This window comes from Erwinia sp. HR93, from assembly GCF_034555055.1.
Classification (GTDB): domain Bacteria; phylum Pseudomonadota; class Gammaproteobacteria; order Enterobacterales; family Enterobacteriaceae; genus Apirhabdus; species Apirhabdus apintestini.
The window spans coordinates 667,381-688,723 of the sequence record NZ_JAXUDP010000001.1; the positions used below are offsets into that span (position 1 = coordinate 667,381).

Here is a 21,343-nt window from a genome sequence, read left to right on the forward strand (position 1 = left end):
TTGTAGCTGGCGAAATTTTGCCGGCGATTCTTTTACCTATAAAACAGAAAAAACCATGTCGAGACTTCTCGCCCCAATAACTTTATTTTTAAGCGTCATACTTGCCTGCCTGGTAACTATTGTCTGCTCCATCCCCATGATTATTGCCGGGGTAATAAAACTACTGCTCCCGATACCAGTTGTGTGGCGCTCTATTTCACGTTTTTGTAATGTCATGATGTATTGCTGGAGTTGCGGACTGGCAGTTTTGTTACGACTCAATCCATTTTTAAAATGGGATGTCCAGGGGCTCGAAGGGCTTAGTAAAAAAAATTGGTACTTATTAATTTGTAACCACCGCAGTTGGGCAGATATCGTCGTATTATGTGTTTTGTTCCGTAAACACATTCCCGTAAATAAATATTTTCTTAAACAGCAACTTGCCTGGGTTCCGTTTCTTGGTCTGGCCTGCTGGGCACTGGATATGCCTTTTATGCGGCGTTATTCCCGCAGTTATTTGATTCGCCATCCAGAAAAGCGCGGGAAAGACGTGGAAACAACCCGTCGCTCATGTGAAAAATTCCGCTTGTGGCCGACCACCATCGTTAATTTTGTTGAAGGGTCCAGACTTACGAAAGAGAAGCGTCAACAAAGTCGATCGCCTTATCAAAATTTGCTGCCACCTAAAGCCGCAGGAATTGCAATGGCACTGAATGTTTTGGGTAAACAGTTTGATAAAATGCTGAATGTAACGCTGTGCTACCCGGAAAATAACCAAAATCCTTTCTATGCCATGCTAAGCGGTAAACTGACCTGCATTGTCGTTCGCATCAATCTTATTCCTGTGGATAAAGGCTTACACGGTGATTACGTGAAGGATAAGAACTTCAAACGCCAGTTTCAGCTTTGGCTCAATACTATCTGGCACGATAAAGACGATGTTATTACCGCTATATATAAGGAATATGGAATAACAGAAGATAACAGGTAGTTAGAGGATGTTCTTATTTTAGATAACTCTTCACAAACGTATCCACAGATGTATTCCTGAAAATAATAAAAAGCATATGCATTAATAATCCATATATTTTAGATAGATTTTATAATTAAAGCCGATGTTAATGAACTATTGTTTTTAGCGGGCAATAAAAAACTGCACCTCTAATCGCTGGGTAGCCAACTTTTAGGATGCAGTCGAAAAGAGACGATTTTTTCATCGACCTCAGGTTTTAATTATTTTTTCTCAACCAGGTATTTTACGGTATTAGCGTATTCCTGCAGGAAACTGTCCATATCATCAGTATTCATACCCTGCGGGTTTAGCATATATTTGCCATTAACGAACATGGCCGGCACGCCCTGTAACTGCAGATCGGAAGCCGCTTTTTCCTGCTGTGCAACGAGTGACTTAACCACAAAGCTATTCCAGGCCGCATCATATTCTTCCGCTTTAACACCCGCATCAATAAAGACTTTACGAATATCCGCAACGTTGTTGACCGTCTGTGTTTTTTGAATAGCTTCAAACATCGGGGCGGTAATCTTATCTTCAACACCCAGCGCCATGGCTACCGCCCACGCCTGAGTTAACTGTTTCCCTAAAGGACCAAGGAACTCAACGTGATATTTGGTCATTTTCACACCCTGCGGCAGTTTCTTTTTTACGTTGTCAGAAACATGCAACATTTCCTCAAACTGATAACAGTGCGGGCAATAAAAAGAGAAAAACTCCAATACCTGAGGCTCTCCTGCTACAGGTTTATCCAAACTTGTATATTGTTTGCCATTGGTGATTTGCGCTGCAGAAGCACTAAATGCCAGAATCATACCAGCCAGCGCCATCAAAATTTTTTTCATCACTCATTCTCTCCTGAATATTGCATTAATACATCGGTGTTAGTTGTAAAGGGGGTTCCTGTAAAACTCTAATCTGTTCGTTGAAGGTAGCCGTTTGTCTTCGCCAGAAATCTTCATCCTTAATCCAGGGAAAACTGCCAGGAAAAGCGGCATCGCTCCAGCGTCGTAAAATCCAGCCAAGGTACCAAACCATTCGCATAGCGCGAAGAGGCTCAATCAAAGCCAGCTCTTTAATATTGAATGGCGTAAAATCTTCATAAGCCTCAATAATCGCTTCCAGTTGCATCCGCTGTTCGGCCTTATCGCCATTAAGCAGCATCCAGAGATCCTGTACCGCTGGGCCATTTCTGGAATCATCAAAATCAACAAAAAGCGGCCCATCACGCCACAGTATGTTACCGGGATGGCAGTCACCATGCAGCCGCAAAAAGCCAGGCAAATCCTTCCAGCGTTCCTCAACTATCTGAGTCAGCTTATCCACACTATTTAGAAAATCCGTCTTAAGCACTGAAGGAATCAAGGCCGATGCATCAAATAATTCACGTGGCTGGTACAGATATTCCTGCATCCCCATGTTTGGCCGCTGCTGATAAAGTTGCTGGCGACCAATTTGATGGATCTGCCCCAAAATATGTCCAACGGACTCCATATGTATAATGTTGTCTGTTTCATATTGCCGACCGCCAAGACTCGGAAAAACAGCAAATAAAAACCCCTGATAGTTAAACAACGTCTGCTGGCTCAACACAATAGGAGCAGCAACAGGAACATTATTTTTCTGCAAATTAAGTGTAAATTGATGTTCTTCTTCAATTTGATCAGCATGCCAGCGTTCAGGGCGATAGAATTTCACTACATAACGTTGACGCTCTTCATCCTGAAACTGATAGACACGATTTTCGAAGCTATTGAGTGGGGTTAAACCGGATTCCACACGAATTCCCTGCTCAAAAAGAGCATCCAGTATGGTTTCCGGTTTTAATGTCTGAAAGTGAAACGCGCTATCCGTCATAACAATATCCGCTAACGGTAATAGCTACTTAGGATAACATTTCATATGCTTTTGCGTTGATTCGCTTACAAGGTTTTACTCTTTAATGACGCCGCGGGCTTTAAGTAATGCTGTTTTAAAGTCATCTTCATAGTCTTTTTGCAAGCCTGGTATGACTGCGTCTTTTGCAGAGCCGCGCATTTTAAGGTGATAAATTAGAATATCATCCGTCAAATCTGTGAGCTCGCCTTTAAAGCCTGACTCCTGCGCCAGTTTCTGCAAAAATTGCATGAGATTAAGATCGGGGTCCTTCTGCCAGGCTGGCTGAAGAAGTTCAATAACCTCATTAAGACGTTTACATTTCATAGTTGAGCTCCTTTATCTCGATGTAGACACGTTAACAGGCTCAAACCCACATTAAAAGAGGCGATAATCATGACAAAGCAGATATCCGCATGCGGCGTTATTTTAGCTGGGGGGCGTGCTACACGCATGGGAGGCAAAGATAAAGGGCTGCTTCTACTCAATGGCAAACCGTTATGGAACTGCGTTTATGAAAAATTATATCCACAGGTCGAGCAGGTAGTCATTAGTGCAAATCGTAATTTTGCTGAGTATGCGAAAAGTGGCCTAAAAGTAGTAGCTGATTCTTTACCCGATTATCCGGGGCCGCTTGCCGGCATGCTCAGTGTGATGCAGCAATTAGAGCATGAATGGTTTTTATTTTGCCCCTGCGATACGCCCGCTATTCCAAACTCCCTCGCAGCAACTTTATGGCGGGAGCGCAACAAAGCCCCCGCCGTTTGGGTACATGATGGCAATAAAGATCATCCAGCTATTGTACTTATGCATCGGCGGTTAGCCCCGGCATTACATCAATACCTGGCAGCAGATGAGCGTCGGGTTATGGATTTTTTACGCAAAGCGGGAGGCCATGCAGTAACCTTCCAGGATAGCGCAATCTGCTTTATCAATATTAATACGCCAGACGATCTTCAATGCAGAGAGAAGCGTTGTTACGCTCCTTTATTAGCCATTGCTGCCTGGAGCGGCACAGGAAAAACAACGCTACTAAAACAGTTAATACCATTATTACAACAGGCTGGTGTCCGGGCAGGTTTAATAAAACATACGCATCATGATATGGACGTCGATACACCGGGAAAAGACAGTTATGAATTGCGGCACGCCGGGGCACATCAAACTTTGGTTGCGAGTGATAAACGCTGGGCTTTGATGACTGAAACACCGGATATCCCGGCCCTGAATTTGCATTACTTATCTCAAAGGATGGATCATCGCTTTCTCGATCTCATACTTGTAGAAGGCTTTAAGCAAGAAACTATCCCAAAAATTCTTCTTTATCGGGCAGCGCATAGATACGACAGCAGGGATTTACCTATTGATCAATATACTATCGCCATCGCCAGCGATACGTATTTCGAAAGCCCAGTCCCGCTGCTGGATTTAAATGCGCCTGCAGAAATTGCCCGTTTCATTTTATCCTGGCTAGAGAAACAACTGAAAGTACCGTCATAATGAAATCAATCTGAACCCAGATGCCATCAGCGTATTTTATTAACAGGTGATATCTATTTATTACCAGCAGAATAAATGGTCTCTAAGAGCCCATCTAGATACCAGATAGCGCAGGCGGGATCGGATAAGTGAAAAAGTTTCAGGCAGGTTAGCGGCATTTTGCTGCTGATACGGAGATACGCCATCGCTTTTGCGCTGAGGGTTATGAAAAAGGGCTGCCTGCGCTGGCCGGACGGGATGGATGGCATGTGAGATGCGCGGCCGGGCGCGTGACGTTATGGTCCGGCATTCAGTAAAGGCCGCAGGGCCTGCGACAGCGGCCGTTCCGCTGGCGTGGCAGAATAGCCGCGCGTCCGCTGCGGGGAAATTGCCGGGATCACCGCCCCGCGGCGCCTCTCCCGCAGCCGGTAAACACTGCGCGGGCCGGCGGGCGGTTACCCAGGCAAAGCCGCGCCCGGCGCAAACACGCGGTGATATTCTGGCTCATTGCGACGGCGTCAGGCTAAAGCATTACGGCGGCGGGCCGGCGCCGCAGGCGTCAGGGGGCAGATATTATTTTACCCTCAGACGCGGTCAGTGGCAGGGCAAACAGGATAAACAGGATAAACAGGATAAACAGGATAAACAGGATAAACAGGATAAACATAATCCGGCGCAGTGATAACCGGCCAGTGCGGCTACCGGCCGCGGGGCTTACGGCGTGAGCCTGTCCGGATGTGGCCGGGCCCGGTATCGCGCTGTTTTTCGCATAAAAAAAACCCCGGCCAGATGACCGGGGTTCTTCCTGTATAAAAGCCTGGCAGTTCCCTACTCTCGCATGGGGAAGCCCCACACTACCATCGGCGCTACGGCGTTTCACTTCTGAGTTCGGCATGGGGTCAGGTGGGACCACCGCGCTGTCGCCGCCAGGCATATTCTGTCACCCGCCGCCGCACTCTCGCGCCGCCACGGGTCTTATCCGTCACAAACTGAAAATACTCTCAACCCCTCAAAACACCTTCGGCGTTGTAAGGTTAAGCCTCTCGGTTCATTAGTACCGGTTAGCTCAACGCATCGCTGCGCTTACACACCCGGCCTATCAACGTCGTCGTCTTCAACGTTCCTTCAGGAGACTTTAAGTCTCAGGGAGAACTCATCTCGGGGCAAGTTTCGTGCTTAGATGCTTTCAGCACTTATCTCTTCCGCATTTAGCTACCGGGCAGTGCCATTGGCATGACAACCCGAACACCAGTGATGCGTCCACTCCGGTCCTCTCGTACTAGGAGCAGCCCCCCTCAGTTCTCCAGCGCCCACGGCAGATAGGGACCGAACTGTCTCACGACGTTCTAAACCCAGCTCGCGTACCACTTTAAATGGCGAACAGCCATACCCTTGGGACCTACTTCAGCCCCAGGATGTGATGAGCCGACATCGAGGTGCCAAACACCGCCGTCGATATGAACTCTTGGGCGGTATCAGCCTGTTATCCCCGGAGTACCTTTTATCCGTTGAGCGATGGCCCTTCCATTCAGAACCACCGGATCACTATGACCTGCTTTCGCACCTGCTCGAGCCGTCACTCTCGCAGTCAAGCGGGCTTATGCCATTGCACTAACCTCCTGATGTCCGACCAGGATTAGCCCACCTTCGTGCTCCTCCGTTACTCTTTGGGAGGAGACCGCCCCAGTCAAACTACCCACCAGACACTGTCCGCGACCCGGATTACGGGCCTGCGTTAGAACACCAGCCATTAAAGGGTGGTATTTCAAGGATGGCTCCGTGCAGACTGGCGTCCACACTTCAAAGCCTCCCACCTATCCTGCACATCAAGGACCAGTGTTCAGTGTCAAGCTATAGTAAAGGTTCACGGGGTCTTTCCGTCTTGCCGCGGGTACACTGCATCTTCACAGCGAGTTCAATTTCACTGAGTCCCGGGTGGAGACAGCCTGGCCATCATTACGCCATTCGTGCAGGTCGGAACTTACCCGACAAGGAATTTCGCTACCTTAGGACCGTTATAGTTACGGCCGCCGTTTACCGGGGCTTCGATCAGGAGCTTCTCGCAACGCGATAACCCCATCAATTAACCTTCCGGCACCGGGCAGGCGTCACACCCTATACGTCCACTTTCGTGTTTGCAGAGTGCTGTGTTTTTAATAAACAGTTGCAGCCAGCTGGTATCTTCGACTGGCTTCAGCTCCGTCAGCAAGTGACTTCACCTACGCGCCAGCGTGCCTTCTCCCGAAGTTACGGCACCATTTTGCCTAGTTCCTTCACCCGGGTTCTCTCAAGCGCCTTGGTATTCTCTACCTGACCACCTGTGTCGGTTTGGGGTACGATTTGATGTTACCTGATGCTTAGAGGCTTTTCCTGGAAGCAGGGCATTTGTTACTTCATCACCGTAGTGACTCGTCATCGTGCCTCAGCGTTAAAGCAGACCGGATTTGCCTGGTCCACACACCTACACACTTAAACCGGGACAACCGTCGCCCGGCTAACATAGCCTTCTCCGTCCCCCCTTCGCAGTAACACCGAGTACAGGAATATTAACCTGTTTCCCATCGACTACGCCTTTCGGCCTCGCCTTAGGGGTCGACTCACCCTGCCCCGATTAACGTTGGACAGGAACCCTTGGTCTTCCGGCGAGCGGGCTTTTCACCCGCTTTATCGTTACTCATGTCAGCATTCGCACTTCTGATACCTCCAGCAGACCTCACAGTCCACCTTCGACGGCTTACAGAACGCTCCCCTACCCAACAACACATAGTGTCGCTGCCGCAGCTTCGGTGCATGGTTTAGCCCCGTTACATCTTCCGCGCAGGCCGACTCGACCAGTGAGCTATTACGCTTTCTTTAAATGATGGCTGCTTCTAAGCCAACATCCTGGCTGTCTGGGCCTTCCCACATCGTTTCCCACTTAACCATGACTTTGGGACCTTAGCTGGCGGTCTGGGTTGTTTCCCTCTTCACGACGGACGTTAGCACCCGCCGTGTGTCTCCCGTGATAACATTCTCCGGTATTCGTAGTTTGCATCGGGTTGGTAAGCCGGGATGGCCCCCTAGCCGAAACAGTGCTCTACCCCCGGAGATGAATTCACGAGGCGCTACCTAAATAGCTTTCGGGGAGAACCAGCTATCTCCCGGTTTGATTGGCCTTTCACCCCCAGCCACAGGTCATCCGCTAATTTTTCAACATTAGTCGGTTCGGTCCTCCAGTTAGTGTTACCCAACCTTCAACCTGCCCATGGCTAGATCACCGGGTTTCGGGTCTATACCCTGCAACTTAGCGCCCGGTTAAGACTCGGTTTCCCTTCGGCTCCCCTATTCGGTTAACCTTGCTACAGAATATAAGTCGCTGACCCATTATACAAAAGGTACGCAGTCACCCTCCATAAAGGAAGGCTCCCACTGCTTGTACGTACACGGTTTCAGGTTCTGTTTCACTCCCCTCGCCGGGGTTCTTTTCGCCTTTCCCTCACGGTACTGGTTCACTATCGGTCAGTCAGGAGTATTTAGCCTTGGAGGATGGTCCCCCCATATTCAGACAGGATACCACGTGTCCCGCCCTACTCATCGAGCTCACAACAGGTGCATTTTCATGTACGGGGCTGTCACCCTGTATCGCCGGACTTTCCAGACCGTTCCATTAACACACCCGCTGATTCAGACTCTGGGCTCTTCCCCGTTCGCTCGCCGCTACTCAGGGAATCTCGGTTGATTTCTTTTCCTCGGGGTACTTAGATGTTTCAGTTCTCCCGGTTCGCCTCATTAACCTATGGATTCAGTTAATGATAGTGCAACGAATTGCACTGGGTTTCCCCATTCGGACATCGTCGGTTATAACGCCTCATATCAGCTTACCGACGCTTTTCGCAGATTAGCACGTCCTTCATCGCCTCTGACTGCCAGGGCATCCACCGTGTACGCTTATTCGCTTAACCTCACAACCCGAAGATGTCTTCGGACTGCAGGCTTGAGAGACCCATTAAACGGTTATTCCGTTTATGGATTTTCAATTTTCAGCTTGTTCCGGATTGTTAAAGAGCAAATATCTCAGACCTGACTCCGCCTTCACGGCAAAATCAGCTTTGAGATACAGTGGCCGGTGACTTTCACTCACAAACCAGCAAGTGGCGTCCCCTAGGGGATTCGAACCCCTGTTACCGCCGTGAAAGGGCGGTGTCCTGGGCCTCTAGACGAAGGGGACACGAAAATTGTCTGCCACACATTGTGTGACATTTTCGTGTAGGGTGAGCTTTCGTTAACAGAAAGCGAACGGCTATATCCCGCCCTTACTCACGCCCAACGCGTAAACGCCTTGCTTCTTTTCTTTCATCAGACAATCTGTGTGAGCACTGCAAAAGACCGTATCTTCAGGTAAGGAGGTGATCCAACCGCAGGTTCCCCTACAGTTACCTTGTTACGACTTCACCCCAGTCATGAATCACAAAGTGGTAAGCGCCCTCCCGAAGGTTAAGCTACCTACTTCTTTTGCAACCCACTCCCATGGTGTGACGGGCGGTGTGTACAAGGCCCGGGAACGTATTCACCGTGGCATTCTGATCCACGATTACTAGCGATTCCGACTTCACGGAGTCGAGTTGCAGACTCCGATCCGGACTACGACGCACTTTATGAGGTCCGCTTGCTCTCGCGAGGTCGCTTCTCTTTGTATGCGCCATTGTAGCACGTGTGTAGCCCTGGTCGTAAGGGCCATGATGACTTGACGTCATCCCCACCTTCCTCCGGTTTATCACCGGCAGTCTCCTTTGAGTTCCCGACCGAATCGCTGGCAACAAAGGATAAGGGTTGCGCTCGTTGCGGGACTTAACCCAACATTTCACAACACGAGCTGACGACAGCCATGCAGCACCTGTCTCACAGTTCCCGAAGGCACTTCTCCGTCTCCGGAGAATTCTGTGGATGTCAAGACCAGGTAAGGTTCTTCGCGTTGCATCGAATTAAACCACATGCTCCACCGCTTGTGCGGGCCCCCGTCAATTCATTTGAGTTTTAACCTTGCGGCCGTACTCCCCAGGCGGTCTACTTAACGCGTTAGCTCCCGAAGCCACGGTTCATGACCACAGCCTCCAAGTAGACATCGTTTACGGCGTGGACTACCAGGGTATCTAATCCTGTTTGCTCCCCACGCTTTCGCACCTGAGCGTCAGTCTTCGTCCAGGGGGCCGCCTTCGCCACCGGTATTCCTCCAGATCTCTACGCATTTCACCGCTACACCTGGAATTCTACCCCCCTCTACGAGACTCAAGCCTGCCAGTTTCAAATGCAGTTCCCGGGTTGAGCCCGGGGATTTCACATCTGACTTAACAGACCGCCTGCGTGCGCTTTACGCCCAGTAATTCCGATTAACGCTTGCACCCTCCGTATTACCGCGGCTGCTGGCACGGAGTTAGCCGGTGCTTCTTCTGCGGGTAACGTCAATCTGATGGCGTATTAAGCCATCAGCCTTCCTCCCCGCTGAAAGTACTTTACAACCCGAAGGCCTTCTTCATACACGCGACATGGCTGCATCAGGGTTTCCCCCATTGTGCAATATTCCCCACTGCTGCCTCCCGTAGGAGTCTGGACCGTGTCTCAGTTCCAGTGTGGCTGGTCATCCTCTCAGACCAGCTAGAGATCGTCGCCTAGGTGAGCCTTTACCCCACCTACTAGCTAATCCCATCTGGGTTCATCCTATGGCGTGAGGCCCGAAGGTCCCCCACTTTGGTCTTGCGACGTTATGCGGTATTAGCCACCGTTTCCAGTGGTTATCCCCCTCCATCGGGCAGATCCCCAGACATTACTCACCCGTCCGCCGCTCGCCGGCAAAGAAGCAAGCTTCTTTCCGCTGCCGCTCGACTTGCATGTGTTAGGCCTGCCGCCAGCGTTCAATCTGAGCCATGATCAAACTCTTCAATTAAAGTTTGATGCTCAAAGAATTAAACTGTTAGTTCGTAATGAATTAACTGTTGTTCACTCTTGAGACTTGATAATCATTTTTCGTCCGAAGACGTTGATATCAGTGCTTTCGAGTGCCCACACAGATTGTCTGATAAATTGTTAAAGAGCAGTGCCGCAAGTTCTCTGCGGCGCGGGCTGCGTATGTTACGCTTTTCCGCTTTGGAGTCAAGCAATTATTTATGCTTTATCCCGCCTGAGCCGGCGACTTTTCAGCCTCTGTGCCGTGTCAGTGGAGGCGCATTATAGGGACTATTGAGCCGCTGGCAAGCCCTTATTTCAAAAAAAATCTTAACTGGTTATTTTTAGAACGCACTACGGAAAAAAGCATCAGTTCTGCCAAAATTTGCCGTTTTATTCATCACATACTCTAAACGAATGGCATACTACGCTATGCACAGACTGCGCTAAGGAATCCTGTCAATGTCATTATCCGCTCAACAACTTGCCGCCCAAAAGAATCTCTCATGGGTTCTGGCTGAAAAGCTAGCCCGACAAATTTTTCAGGGCGAGTATGCTCCCGGCAGTATTTTACCTGGTGAAATTGAGCTATGTGAGCAATTTAGCGTTAGCCGTACCGCCGTTAGGGAAGCCGTGAAGACGCTAGCGGCAAAAGGAATGTTACTGCCTCGCCCTCGTATAGGCACACGTGTAATGCCACAAAGTAACTGGAATTTTCTCGATCAGGAATTGTTATCCTGGTGGCTAAGCGTAGAGAATTTTAATGACATTGTTGATTCCTTCCTGGTGTTGCGCCACGCTTTAGAACCCCAGGCATGTGCTCTGGCCGCAGCTAATGCATCTCAGGACCAAAAAAATGAATTAAATAAAATCATGGTGCAAATGCATGAACTTGCTCGACATTTTGATCGCGAAGCGTGGGTCGAAAATGATATGGCCTTCCATGAACAAATATACACAATGAGTAATAACCCTTTTCTTTCATCATTTGCTAATTTACTGCGCTCTATTTATTACAGCTACTTTTCTTCTATTACTCATAACGAAGTTATTAAACTCGACCTTCACCAGCAAGTAGTGGACGCTATCATGCAGGGAAAAAGTAAAGCAGCGCAAAAAGCCTGCGAGGCATTACTAAATGCCCCAATACCTTCCTAATCGATAAACGGATAAGTATGACCCGAACAGCCCGTAGTATGTCTGGTTTGCCATGGATAGCAGCCATGGCTTTTTTTATGCAAGCTTTGGACGCCACTATTTTAAACACGGCGTTACCTGCTATAGCACATAGCCTTCAACGCTCACCGCTGGCTATGCAATCAGCAATTATTAGCTACACGCTCACAGTTGCTATGCTTATCCCTGCAAGCGGTTGGCTAGCGGACAGATACGGAACAAGACGCGTGTTTATGCTTGCCGTCGCGCTTTTTACTTTAGGCTCCCTGGCCTGTGCGCTTTCAAGTACGCTCGGAGAGTTAGTGCTTTTTCGCATTGTGCAAGGCATTGGCGGCGCAATGATGATGCCCGTAGCCCGACTGGCTTTACTACGCGCTTACCCTCGTAGCGAGCTACTTCCCGTTTTGAACTTCGTCACAATGCCAGGATTGGTAGGGCCAATTTTAGGGCCGCTGCTAGGCGGTATTTTAGTCACCTGGGCTAGCTGGCACTGGATATTCCTAATTAATATTCCGATTGGTCTATTCGGGCTTCTGTACGCACGAAAATATATGCCAAATTTCACTACGCCTCGCCGCAAATTTGATATGCGTGGGTTTACGCTATTTGGCTTAAGTCTGGTGCTGATATCCTGCGGCATGGAGCTTTTTGGCGAACACATTGTTACCACAGGAATTGCGCTATCCGTGATTGTGGCCGGGATTATTTTATTATTGTTATATGTTCGACACGCTCACCGTAATCCAAATCCGCTGATTGCATTACCGCTATTTAAAACTCGCACCTTTTCAGTTGGTATCCTTGGGAACATCGCTTCGCGTTTAGGTACCGGCTGCGTTCCTTTTCTTATGCCGCTCATGCTACAGGTCGGTTTTGGTTATAGTGCAATTATCGCAGGGTGCATGATGGCGCCAACGGCTCTTGGTTCAATTATTGCCAAATCAACGGTTACTCAAGTTCTGCGCCAGTTTGGTTATCGTCGCACGCTTATTGGTATAACGCTTTTCATTGGGATAATGATCGCGCAGTTTGCTTTGCAAACGGCACATACTGAATTCTGGCTACTTCTTATTCCACTATTTATTCTCGGCATGGCCATGTCTACCCAATTTACGGCCATGAATACGATTACGCTGGCTGATTTAACCGATGAACATGCCAGCGGCGGCAATAGCGTTTTGGCCGTTACACAACAGCTTTCTATTAGTCTCGGAGTCGCCGTTAGCGCAGCCGTACTGCGGTTTTATGAAAGCATAGAACCTAACGCGATGGTGGCGCAATTTCATCATACGTTCATTACGATGGGGGTTGTCACCGCCCTCTCCGCGATGGTTTATTTATTATTACGACCAAAAGATGGCCATCATCTGATATCTGACCGTCAAAAAGGTTAAGCTGAGTCTCGGACCACCAGCGCTGGCGATAGTTGCAGGCGCTGCTGGCCTAAATCCCGGCAGGCCATACGTTGAATAAGCACTTCCAGCGCCAGTTCGCCTAATTCATCCTTAGGCTGGTGTACGGTTGTAAGCGGCGGCGTCATATAACGCGCCAGTTCAATATCGTCATACCCTACAACCGCCATATCCTGCGGCACACGAAGCCCGGCGCGCCACAGAGCCTGATAAGCGCCTAGCGCCATTGCATCATTACTGCTAAACACCGCCTGTGGCGGCGAATCTAGCGCCAGAAGCGCCTGCATTGCAGCTTCTCCACCGGCAAATTCGAAATCACCGACAATTTCATAGCCAGAGAGAATAGGAAGCTTTGCGCGCGCCATCGCCTTTCGATATCCTTCCAGCCGCAAGCGCGAGGGCGTTTTATCCAAAGGCCCGGTGATACAGGCTATTCGGGTATACCCTTTCTCAATGAGATACCGGGTTGCGATATCGCCCCCTAACAGCGAATTATCCTGAATAAGATCGCAATTGCCGTCAAAAGGTGCCCAGTCCATCATTACCGTCGGGATAGCAGGGTAACGTTTTATCATCAACGGCGACGGCCGATGGTTTTCAGTACACAGCAATAAAACACCATCTACTCGCTTCTGCAACAGCGTTTCCAGACTGCGATTCATACGCTGTTCATCGCCCTCGGTATTGCATAAAACCAGGCTATAGCCGCGATTAAAACAACTGCGCTCAACGCCGCGCACTAACTCAGAATAAAAGGGATTTGTGCTGGCCGTGATCAGCATCCCTATCGTATGCGTTTGATTAATTTTCAGGCTTCGGGCTACAGCAGAAGGCGCATAATTTAGCGTGACTATTGCCGCCTCTACTTTTTCACGTATTGCATCGCTGACATAGCGGTCGTTGTTAATTACATGCGACACCGTCGAGGTTGAAACTCCCGCCAGCCGGGCGACATCTTTCATAGTAGCCATGTAGCTATTCCTGACGCTTTAGAAACGCCTCAATTTCTTCACGCCACGGCACCGAAGGCTGCGCCCCTTCTCGCGTTACGGCAATCGCCGCCGCCGCATGCGCAAAGCGTATGGCGTCAGGCATCTCTTTGCCTTCCAGGAGCGCGGTAACCAGCACACCATTAAAGGTATCCCCTGCGGCAATTGTATCAACGGCATCCACAGTAAACCCCGGAATGCGCAACCCCTGTCCGCGTTCACTGAGCCAGACGCCTCGACGCCCTAAGGTGATAAGCACCGTCGAAATGCCCTTTTCATGTAATATTTGCGCTGCGCGAGCCGCGCTTTCATCATCGCTAACGTTAATTCCCGTTAGTACCCCGGCTTCAGTTTCATTAGGCGTGATGATATCGATAAGTGACAGCATTTCATCGCGTAAGGCACAGGCTGGTGCAGGATTTAACACAATTCGCGTATTATGCATTCGCGCAATGCGCGCAGCGCATAGTACGCTTTCAATAGGCGTTTCTAACTGCATTAATAATACTTCCGCCCGGGCAATACTCTCGCTGTTAGCTTCAACCAAATCCGGCGTTAAGCGGCTATTCGCTCCCGCGTGGATCCCAATAAAGTTCTCGCCGCTCGCATTAACAAAAATGAGCGCCACACCGGTCGCTTCACCGGGGATCACGCTTACCGGAGCGGTATCAATACGATCATCGGCCAGTTGTTGACGTATTCTTTCCCCCGTATCGTCATCACCGACGCAGGCAATAAACGCGATATCCGCTCCGCTGCGCCCTGCGGCTACGGCCTGATTTGCCCCTTTACCGCCAAAAGCGATTTTATAGCGACGTCCGGTTAAGGTCTCTCCCGGAGCAGGAAAGCGATCGAGATTAAGAATATGGTCGGCATTGATACTACCGAGCACAACAAGTTGGCCTGAGGTTTTCATAAGGAATATCCGTTGGTAGCGCCGCCCGCGGCGGCGCAAAAAGCATAAAATCGAGGTTACTCTTTTGTTATCAGTTTCAGATCGACGGGGATTTTAGCATCCACTTTCTGCCCTTTGAGGACTTTATCCGCCGTTTCTATGCCAATGACGCCTATCTGATCGGGCTGTTGAGCAACAGTGGCCGCCATTTTACCGCTCTGCACGGCTTTAATGCCGTCCGCAGTACCATCAAATCCAACCACAATCACATCGCCTTTGCCCGCCGTTTGCAGCGCACGCAGTGCGCCCAGCGCCATTTCATCATTTTGCGCAAATACAGCCTGTACATCAGAATGCGCTGTCATTAAATTCTGCATCACATTCAACCCTTTAGTGCGATCAAAGTCCGCAGGCTGGCTACCTAAAATACTGAATTTATGCGCTGTGACGGCCTGTTTGAAGCCGGCACCGCGTTCGCGCGCGGCGGAGGTTCCTGCGATCCCCTGCAGTTCGATGACTTTCGCGCCCTCGCCCAGTTTATTAGCAATGAAATCTCCGGCCATTTTCCCGCCGGCCACGTTGTCCGAGGCGATATGGCTAACTACTTCGCCTTTAGCGGCTTGGCGATCCAGGGTAATCACAGGAATATTAGCCTGATTGGCCATTTTAACCGCATTGCCGACAGCGTCGGAATCGGTGGGGTTAATCAGCATCAGTTTAGCGCCACGTACGGTTAAATCTTGTACGTTCGCCAGCTCTTTCGCCGGGTTATTTTGTGAGTCCAGAACAACCAGGTTATAACCCAGCTTATTGGCCTCTTTTTGTGCGCCATCTTTTAATGTAACGAAGAAGGGGTTATTCAACGTCGAGATAACCAGCGCGATCGTTTCTTTCGCCATCGCGTTTGCACTTACCGTCGCGCTCAGCGCAACGGCAGATATTAAGGTAGCCAGTTTCTTCATATTCATAGGTAAGGAGTCCTGTAATCACTACTTTTTGTTATCTACCAGTACCGCCAGCAGTATAACGACTGCTTTTACGATCATCTGATAGTAGGAGGAAACGCCTAATAAATTCAGGCCATTGTTTAAAAAACCCAGAATCAGCGCGCCGATAAGTGTGCCAATGACGCGGCCTTTACCGCCAGACAGGCTGGTACCGCCGAGAACTACGGCCGCTATCGCATCCAGCTCATAGCCGGTGCCCGCCGTAGGCTGAGCGGACGAAAGCCTGGCAACTTCAATCACGCCCGCCAGCGCCGCAAGCAGCCCACACAATGAATAAACGATAATTTTGATTTTATCTACGCTGATGCCTGACAGGCGGGTGGCGGCTTCATTTCCGCCCAGCGCATAGATATAGCGCCCCAGCCGAGTGTGATGCAGCACATACCACGCCGTCAGAAATACCAGCGCCATAATCCACACCGGCGTTGGTATCCCTAGAGGACGCCCGATACCAAACCAGCCAAACAGGTCTGCATTATCAGTAAATCCCGTACTAATAGGGCTACCATCGGTATAAACCATGGTCACGCCGCGCAGCAGGAGCATCATTACCAGCGTTGCAATAAACGCCTGGACGCGGCCTTTAGCGATGATGACTCCCGTTACGCCCCCGATTGCAGCACCCAGCGCCAGCGCGCCGACAACGGCTACCAGCGCATTAACTTCAAATCCAACGATAGACGCAGCGACCGCGCCGGTTAATGCCAGTAATGAGCCTACCGATAAATCGATACCAGACGTTAAAATAACTAACGTCATCCCAACGGCCATGATGGCGTTGACCGATGTTTGCTGGAGAATATTGAACAGATTATTAAGAGTAAAAAAGTTGGGACTAAGCGTTGAGACAATCACAATTAGCACTAATAGCGCTATTAGCGATTTTTGTTCCATCAACCACGCTTTACTGAACCAGCGACGGCTCGGGAGGGTTTGGGCATTAGTACTCATTCTTGTCGCTCCTGCTCCACACGATGTAGTTTCCCCACGGCCGCCGCCATTAGCGCTTCCTGGGTTGCTTGTTCGCGAGTAAATTCGCCGCTGATACGGCCTTCATGCATTACAATAATGCGATCGCTCATCCCTAATACCTCTGGCATTTCACTGGAGACCAGGATGATGCTTAAACCTTCAGCCTTGAACTGATTAATAAGCTGGTAAATCTCTTTTTTCGCTCCCACATCAACGCCGCGGGTCGGCTCATCGAGGATTAATACCTGTGGTCGTGTCATTAACCCGCGAGCAATCGCGACTTTTTGCTGATTGCCGCCGGAAAGCAACCCGATGGGCTGCTCCATTGACGGCGTTTTCACGTTAAATAAACGAATAAAATCCTGTACTGCCTGCGCCTCTTCTTTTTGCTTTAACCTGCCGCCTGCATGGCTGAAATAGCGCAATGCCGTGAGTGACATATTATCCTTCACCGACATGCCCAGCACCAGCCCATCGCGTTTTCGATCTTCAGAGATATAAACAATACCGTTCGCTAGCCCATCCTGAGGAGAAAGCGTCACAACCTCCCGCCCATTAAGCGCTACATATCCCGCCGAGCGTGGCAACGCGCCGTAAAGCACTTTCATCAGCTCGGTGCGTCCTGCTCCCATAAGCCCGGACACACCCAGTATTTCACCTTCTTTTAAGGTAAAGCTAATCTCATCAATACCGGGGCCAGATATACGCTCAACCTTAAGCCGCACCTTACCGGGCGCTTTATCCAAATGGGGATATTGGTCTTCCAGTTTGCGTCCTACCATCATTTCAATCAGGGAATCTTCCGTGAGATCGGAGACCGCGCGCTCAGCTATAAACTGCCCGTCGCGAAATATCGTTACGTCATCGCAAATATCAAAAATTTCTTTCATACGATGCGAGATATAGACAATACCGCAGCCCTGAGCTTTTAGTTCATGGATAGTACGAAATAACGAGGCCGTTTCGGTATCCGTAAGCGCATCCGTCGGCTCATCCATAATAATGACTTTAGATTCAAAGCTCAGCACGCGGGCAATTTCAACCATTTGCTGATCGCCAATAGAAAGCTCACCAACCAGACGATGGCTTGAAAAACGAAGATTTAATTTTTTCAGAAGCCTGTCGGCTTCCGCATACATTTTTTTCCAGACAATACGACCAAAACGATTAACAAACTCGCGCCCCAAAAAGATATTTTCTGCGATAGTGAGTTCAGGAATAAGATTGAGTTCCTGATGAATAATACCGATCCCCGCTTCCTGCGAGGATTTAGGGCCAGAAAATTGCGTTTCATTACCTAACCAAAGCAGCGATCCCGCATCTTTATTATAAATGCCGGTCAGTACTTTCATCATGGTCGATTTTCCGGCACCGTTTTCACCCACCAGCGCCATTACTCGTCCAGGATAGACATTTAGCGATGCGCCGGAAAGCGCTTTTACTCCTGGAAAAGCTTTATCTATACCTTTGAGTTGTAATAGAGCATTCATAACAACCTCAAAAAGTTACGCCTGCACACAAAATAATATTTGCAAATGGTGTGCATTCACCGCTACGTACAATCGCCCGACTGCACGCCGTTTGCTGTTTAAATTGAGTATGCGAGATATAACTTACCTTAATAATATTCCCCTGATGCCGCTGTAGAGCATCGATATGCGATAAAATAGCATCATGTAAATCTGAGTTATGTTGTTTTATTTCTGATGCCAGAATGGCTGCTTCAACCTGCATTTCTTGGGTAACCACGTTTAGGACCTGCATAAATGCGGGGATCCCCTGAGTAAGCGCAATATCAATACGCTGCGGCCCGGAAGGTATAGGAAGCCCCGCATCGCACACAACCAGGGTATCCGTATGGCCTAGTCGCGAAATGGCGGAGGATATGTCCGCATTAAGTAAAGCACCTTTTTTCATTATATATACTCCAATAGCGAAACGTTTCGCTATTGGCAAGTTTAGGCGCCTAAAGATTACGGAAACAATCAGAACGGCATAGAAATGTGATCGCCATCGAAACGTTTCGCACAGCAATAACAACGTAAATCAAGCCTTATCGATTCAGCTATAAGTAATCACAGCAGTTAGCGAACCCTTTAAAGGCTCACTAAAGAACCTCCTGTTTTGAGGCAGCGTTAAATATCATAATGACGTAATTTTTTAAAAGCGATAACATAGTTTTTATAAATCCCCATAATGGGAATAGTTTAAACATCGATGCTATTTTTAATCGAGTATATTAATATTACGGCATCACTTAACATAATCAGCTTTTAAACGAAAACACTGTCTCATAAAATATTATGACAACCGATATAACCAATCTGAATTTATGCTATATAAAAATAGTAATGTAGTAATTATTTCTACATTTTTATTTTAGAACTCTTCAGTCTTAAAATCACACATTCACCCTAAGAAATATAATAATTCTATTCTCTAAAAAATATTTTTTTAGAGTGCACGGGAACATTTATAAAATGATATGGCATAAATACCTGACGTTTACTACATCCATGGAACATGAGGTATCGTCATAAGAAAAAAGGCGCTCATTTCGCGCCTTTTTTATATAAGTCTGTCCCTTGCAGGCATTAAATCTCTACTTGGGTTCCCAGTTCAATTACGCGATTAGGCGGGATCTCAAACTGATCCGGCGCCCGTAACGCATTTCGTTGCAACAGCATAAAAAGCTTGCCACGCAAACGAAGATACCATGGCCGTTTGCCAATAATTAACGATTCATGAGACATAAAGAAAGAGGTCTCCATCATGCGGCAATTAAGCCCCTCCAGCCCACAGCGATGAAATACCTCTTCAACATTCGGCGTTTCACGCCAGCCGTATCTGGCAACGACGCGCCAGAATGTAGGAGAAAGTTGTTCAATAGATACGCGACGAACATTATGCACGTAAGGTGCATCTTCAGTGCGTAGCGTTAACAAAATGACCCGCTCATGCAACACCTTGTTATGTTTAAGGTTGTGTAGCAAGGCAAAAGGTATGACATTCAGCGCACGTGACATATATACCGCGGTACCGGATACCCGTACCGGCGGCGATTTTTCCAGCGACGCAATCATCGCCTCCAGTGAATTTCCGTGCTCATGCATACGGCGCAACAGGCGAAACCGTTCACTTTTCCAGGTCGTCATAATAATAAACATGATAAAACCCAGGCATAGCGGCAGCCAACCACCGGAGAATATTTTCTGGACATTAGCCAAAAACAATGGAATATCAATGAATAAGAAACCAATACAAATAAGCAGAACCAGATATTTATTCCAGTGCCAATTTTTTCTCGCAACGGTACATGACAATATTGACGTCAACACCATCGTTCCCGTTACGGCAATACCATAAGCGGCGGCAAGGTTACTGGAATGCTCAAAACTGACGATAACCATGACAACGGCTGCGTAAAGCAACCAGTTAACCATCGGTATATAAATCTGCCCGGACTCTCGCTCAGAAGTATGAATTATCCGCATTGGCGACAGATAACCAAGCCTGACAGCCTGTCGGGTCAATGAAAATACGCCAGAAATCACGGCCTGAGACGCAATAACGGTCGCCAGCGTCGCCAAAATCAACAGAGGGATTAATGCCCAGTCTGGCGCCAGCAAAAAGAAGGGGTTTTTAATCGCCTCCGGATTTTTTAATAACAGAGCCCCTTGCCCGAAGTAATTTAGCGCCAGCGAAGGCAGCACGACGGAAAACCAGGCGACGCGAATAGGCAATTTACCAAAATGCCCCATATCAGCATATAGCGCCTCTACGCCGGTAATCGACAACACGACAGCGCCGAGCGCGACAAAAGAAATTGATTTGTACTCAATAAAAAAATGAACGGCCCAGACTGGATTCAGCGCCCGCAAAACGTCAGGGTTTCCCATAATACTGCGGATCCCCAGAACCGCCAGCGACAGGAACCATAACAACATTATTGGCGCAAAAAGCTTACTGACCATGCCTGTACCGTGTTTTTGAATAACAAACAGCAGCGTTAAGACAGCAATAGATAGAGGAACAATGTATGCATCCAGCGCCGGAGCGGCAATCTCCAGCCCCTCGATAGCAGACATCACCGAAATAGCGGGTGTAATGACCACTTCACCATAAAAAAAGCTGCCGCCAATAAGCCCCATAATGACAAGAATAGAAGTTACCCTGGCCGGCGTATTTCTTCCAGCCAAAGACATAAGCGTGAGGATCCCTCCTTCACCGGCGTTATCCGCACGCATAACAAAAGAGAGATACTTTGCGGAAACCACCAGGATTTGTAGCCAGAAAATCAGCGACAAAAAACCAAACACCGCATCTCGTCCAACGCCAAAACCAAACTGGCCAGATAAACATTCACGCAGGGTATATAGCGGACTAGTGCCAATATCCCCGTATACAACGCCAATCGCCGCCAGCGTGACTGCGGCCAATGGTTGTTTATTGTCAGTGCTCATAGGCTAATATTTATTTAGATACTGATTATCGATTACGCGCCTGCTTATACAGCCACGAAAAGCGCACAGTATGCACGATTAGGAAAAAAAACATACTCCTGGCGCCAGCAGAGTTAACCTGCATCAAGGAAACGAAGACCGCACCTCAGGCCATTATCGCCAGAC

At 48.7% G+C, this 21,343-nt stretch carries 14 protein-coding genes, 1 tRNA gene, 3 rRNA genes and 2 pseudogenes; 6 read left to right on the forward strand and 14 right to left on the reverse strand.

Annotation, left to right across the window (positions count from 1 at the left end):
- The first annotated feature begins 55 nt into the window (after positions 1 to 55).
- On the forward strand, positions 56 to 970 hold the full coding sequence (locus SFA31_RS03245) for an acyltransferase (RefSeq protein ID WP_322836684.1): 915 nt from the start codon (positions 56 to 58) through the stop codon (positions 968 to 970).
- 242 nt (positions 971 to 1,212) lie between these two features.
- Here SFA31_RS03245 and dsbA read toward each other — a convergent pair whose 3' ends face one another.
- The 3 genes from dsbA to SFA31_RS03260 all read right to left on the reverse strand — a co-directional run bounded on the left by dsbA (position 1,213) and on the right by SFA31_RS03260 (position 3,193).
- A complete protein-coding gene (dsbA, locus tag SFA31_RS03250) occupies positions 1,213 to 1,836 on the reverse strand; it encodes a thiol:disulfide interchange protein DsbA (RefSeq protein WP_322839278.1) in 624 nt (207 codons plus the stop codon).
- Positions 1,837 to 1,861: 25 nt separating this feature from the next.
- Positions 1,862 to 2,848, reverse strand: a complete 987-nt coding sequence (locus SFA31_RS03255; protein ID WP_322836685.1) for a serine/threonine protein kinase — start codon at positions 2,846 to 2,848, stop codon at positions 1,862 to 1,864.
- A 75-nt stretch (positions 2,849 to 2,923) separates the two neighbouring features.
- Positions 2,924 to 3,193, reverse strand: coding sequence for a YihD family protein (locus tag SFA31_RS03260; protein ID WP_322836686.1), 270 nt, complete (start codon positions 3,191 to 3,193; stop codon positions 2,924 to 2,926).
- Between the two features lie 69 nt (positions 3,194 to 3,262).
- Here SFA31_RS03260 and mobA point away from each other — a divergent pair.
- From mobA to SFA31_RS03275, 3 genes and pseudogenes are all read left to right on the forward strand, one after another.
- Positions 3,263 to 3,841: pseudogene (mobA, locus tag SFA31_RS03265) on the forward strand (molybdenum cofactor guanylyltransferase MobA); the annotation flags it as partial.
- 15 nt (positions 3,842 to 3,856) lie between these two features.
- Positions 3,857 to 4,366 (forward strand): annotated as a pseudogene (mobB, locus tag SFA31_RS03270) (molybdopterin-guanine dinucleotide biosynthesis protein MobB); the annotation flags it as partial.
- Between the two features lie 241 nt (positions 4,367 to 4,607).
- Entirely contained in the window at positions 4,608 to 5,027 is a 420-nt protein-coding gene (locus tag SFA31_RS03275) for a hypothetical protein (RefSeq protein ID WP_322836687.1), read from the forward strand.
- Positions 5,028 to 5,160: 133 nt separating this feature from the next.
- Here SFA31_RS03275 and rrf read toward each other — a convergent pair.
- From rrf to SFA31_RS03295, 4 genes are all read right to left on the reverse strand, one after another.
- A 5S ribosomal RNA gene (gene rrf / locus SFA31_RS03280) occupies positions 5,161 to 5,276 on the reverse strand.
- 99 nt (positions 5,277 to 5,375) lie between these two features.
- Positions 5,376 to 8,286, reverse strand: a 23S ribosomal RNA gene (locus SFA31_RS03285).
- 190 nt (positions 8,287 to 8,476) lie between these two features.
- Positions 8,477 to 8,552: transfer RNA gene (locus SFA31_RS03290), tRNA-Glu, on the reverse strand.
- Between the two features lie 171 nt (positions 8,553 to 8,723).
- Positions 8,724 to 10,265: ribosomal RNA gene (locus SFA31_RS03295) — 16S ribosomal RNA — on the reverse strand.
- The 16S, 23S and 5S rRNA genes sit together here with 1 tRNA gene alongside, the layout of an rRNA operon.
- A 461-nt stretch (positions 10,266 to 10,726) precedes the next feature.
- On the opposite strand from SFA31_RS03295, the gene SFA31_RS03300 reads away from it, so the two are divergent.
- Complete coding sequence (locus SFA31_RS03300; protein ID WP_322836688.1) at positions 10,727 to 11,422, forward strand: FadR/GntR family transcriptional regulator; 696 nt, start codon at positions 10,727 to 10,729, stop codon at positions 11,420 to 11,422.
- A 17-nt stretch (positions 11,423 to 11,439) separates the two neighbouring features.
- Positions 11,440 to 12,834: a multidrug transporter subunit MdtD gene (gene mdtD / locus SFA31_RS03305; RefSeq protein WP_322836689.1), complete on the forward strand. Its 1,395-nt coding sequence runs from the start codon at positions 11,440 to 11,442 to the stop codon at positions 12,832 to 12,834.
- Here the strand turns inward: mdtD and rbsR are convergent.
- From rbsR to kup, 7 genes are all read right to left on the reverse strand, one after another.
- Entirely contained in the window at positions 12,831 to 13,823 is a 993-nt protein-coding gene (gene rbsR / locus SFA31_RS03310) for a ribose operon transcriptional repressor RbsR (RefSeq protein ID WP_322836690.1), read from the reverse strand. The two genes, mdtD and rbsR, sit on opposite strands and share 4 nt — an antisense overlap.
- A 4-nt stretch (positions 13,824 to 13,827) precedes the next feature.
- Positions 13,828 to 14,757: a ribokinase gene (gene rbsK / locus SFA31_RS03315; RefSeq protein ID WP_322836691.1), complete on the reverse strand. Its 930-nt coding sequence runs from the start codon at positions 14,755 to 14,757 to the stop codon at positions 13,828 to 13,830.
- 56 nt (positions 14,758 to 14,813) lie between these two features.
- Positions 14,814 to 15,704, reverse strand: a complete 891-nt coding sequence (gene rbsB / locus SFA31_RS03320; protein WP_322836692.1) for a ribose ABC transporter substrate-binding protein RbsB — start codon at positions 15,702 to 15,704, stop codon at positions 14,814 to 14,816.
- Positions 15,705 to 15,725: 21 nt separating this feature from the next.
- Positions 15,726 to 16,694: a ribose ABC transporter permease gene (gene rbsC, locus SFA31_RS03325; RefSeq protein ID WP_322836693.1), complete on the reverse strand. Its 969-nt coding sequence runs from the start codon at positions 16,692 to 16,694 to the stop codon at positions 15,726 to 15,728.
- A complete protein-coding gene (gene rbsA, locus SFA31_RS03330) occupies positions 16,691 to 18,205 on the reverse strand; it encodes a ribose ABC transporter ATP-binding protein RbsA (RefSeq protein WP_322836694.1) in 1,515 nt (504 codons plus the stop codon). Before rbsA ends, rbsC begins: the two co-directional genes overlap by 4 nt.
- A 7-nt stretch (positions 18,206 to 18,212) precedes the next feature.
- Positions 18,213 to 18,632 carry a D-ribose pyranase gene (rbsD, locus tag SFA31_RS03335; RefSeq protein WP_322836695.1) on the reverse strand — a complete coding sequence of 140 codons (420 nt, stop codon included), beginning with the start codon at positions 18,630 to 18,632 and terminating at the stop codon, positions 18,213 to 18,215.
- Between the two features lie 677 nt (positions 18,633 to 19,309).
- Positions 19,310 to 21,178, reverse strand: coding sequence for a low affinity potassium transporter Kup (gene kup, locus SFA31_RS03340; RefSeq protein ID WP_322836696.1), 1,869 nt, complete (start codon positions 21,176 to 21,178; stop codon positions 19,310 to 19,312).
- Between the last annotated feature and the right edge of the window lie 165 nt (positions 21,179 to 21,343).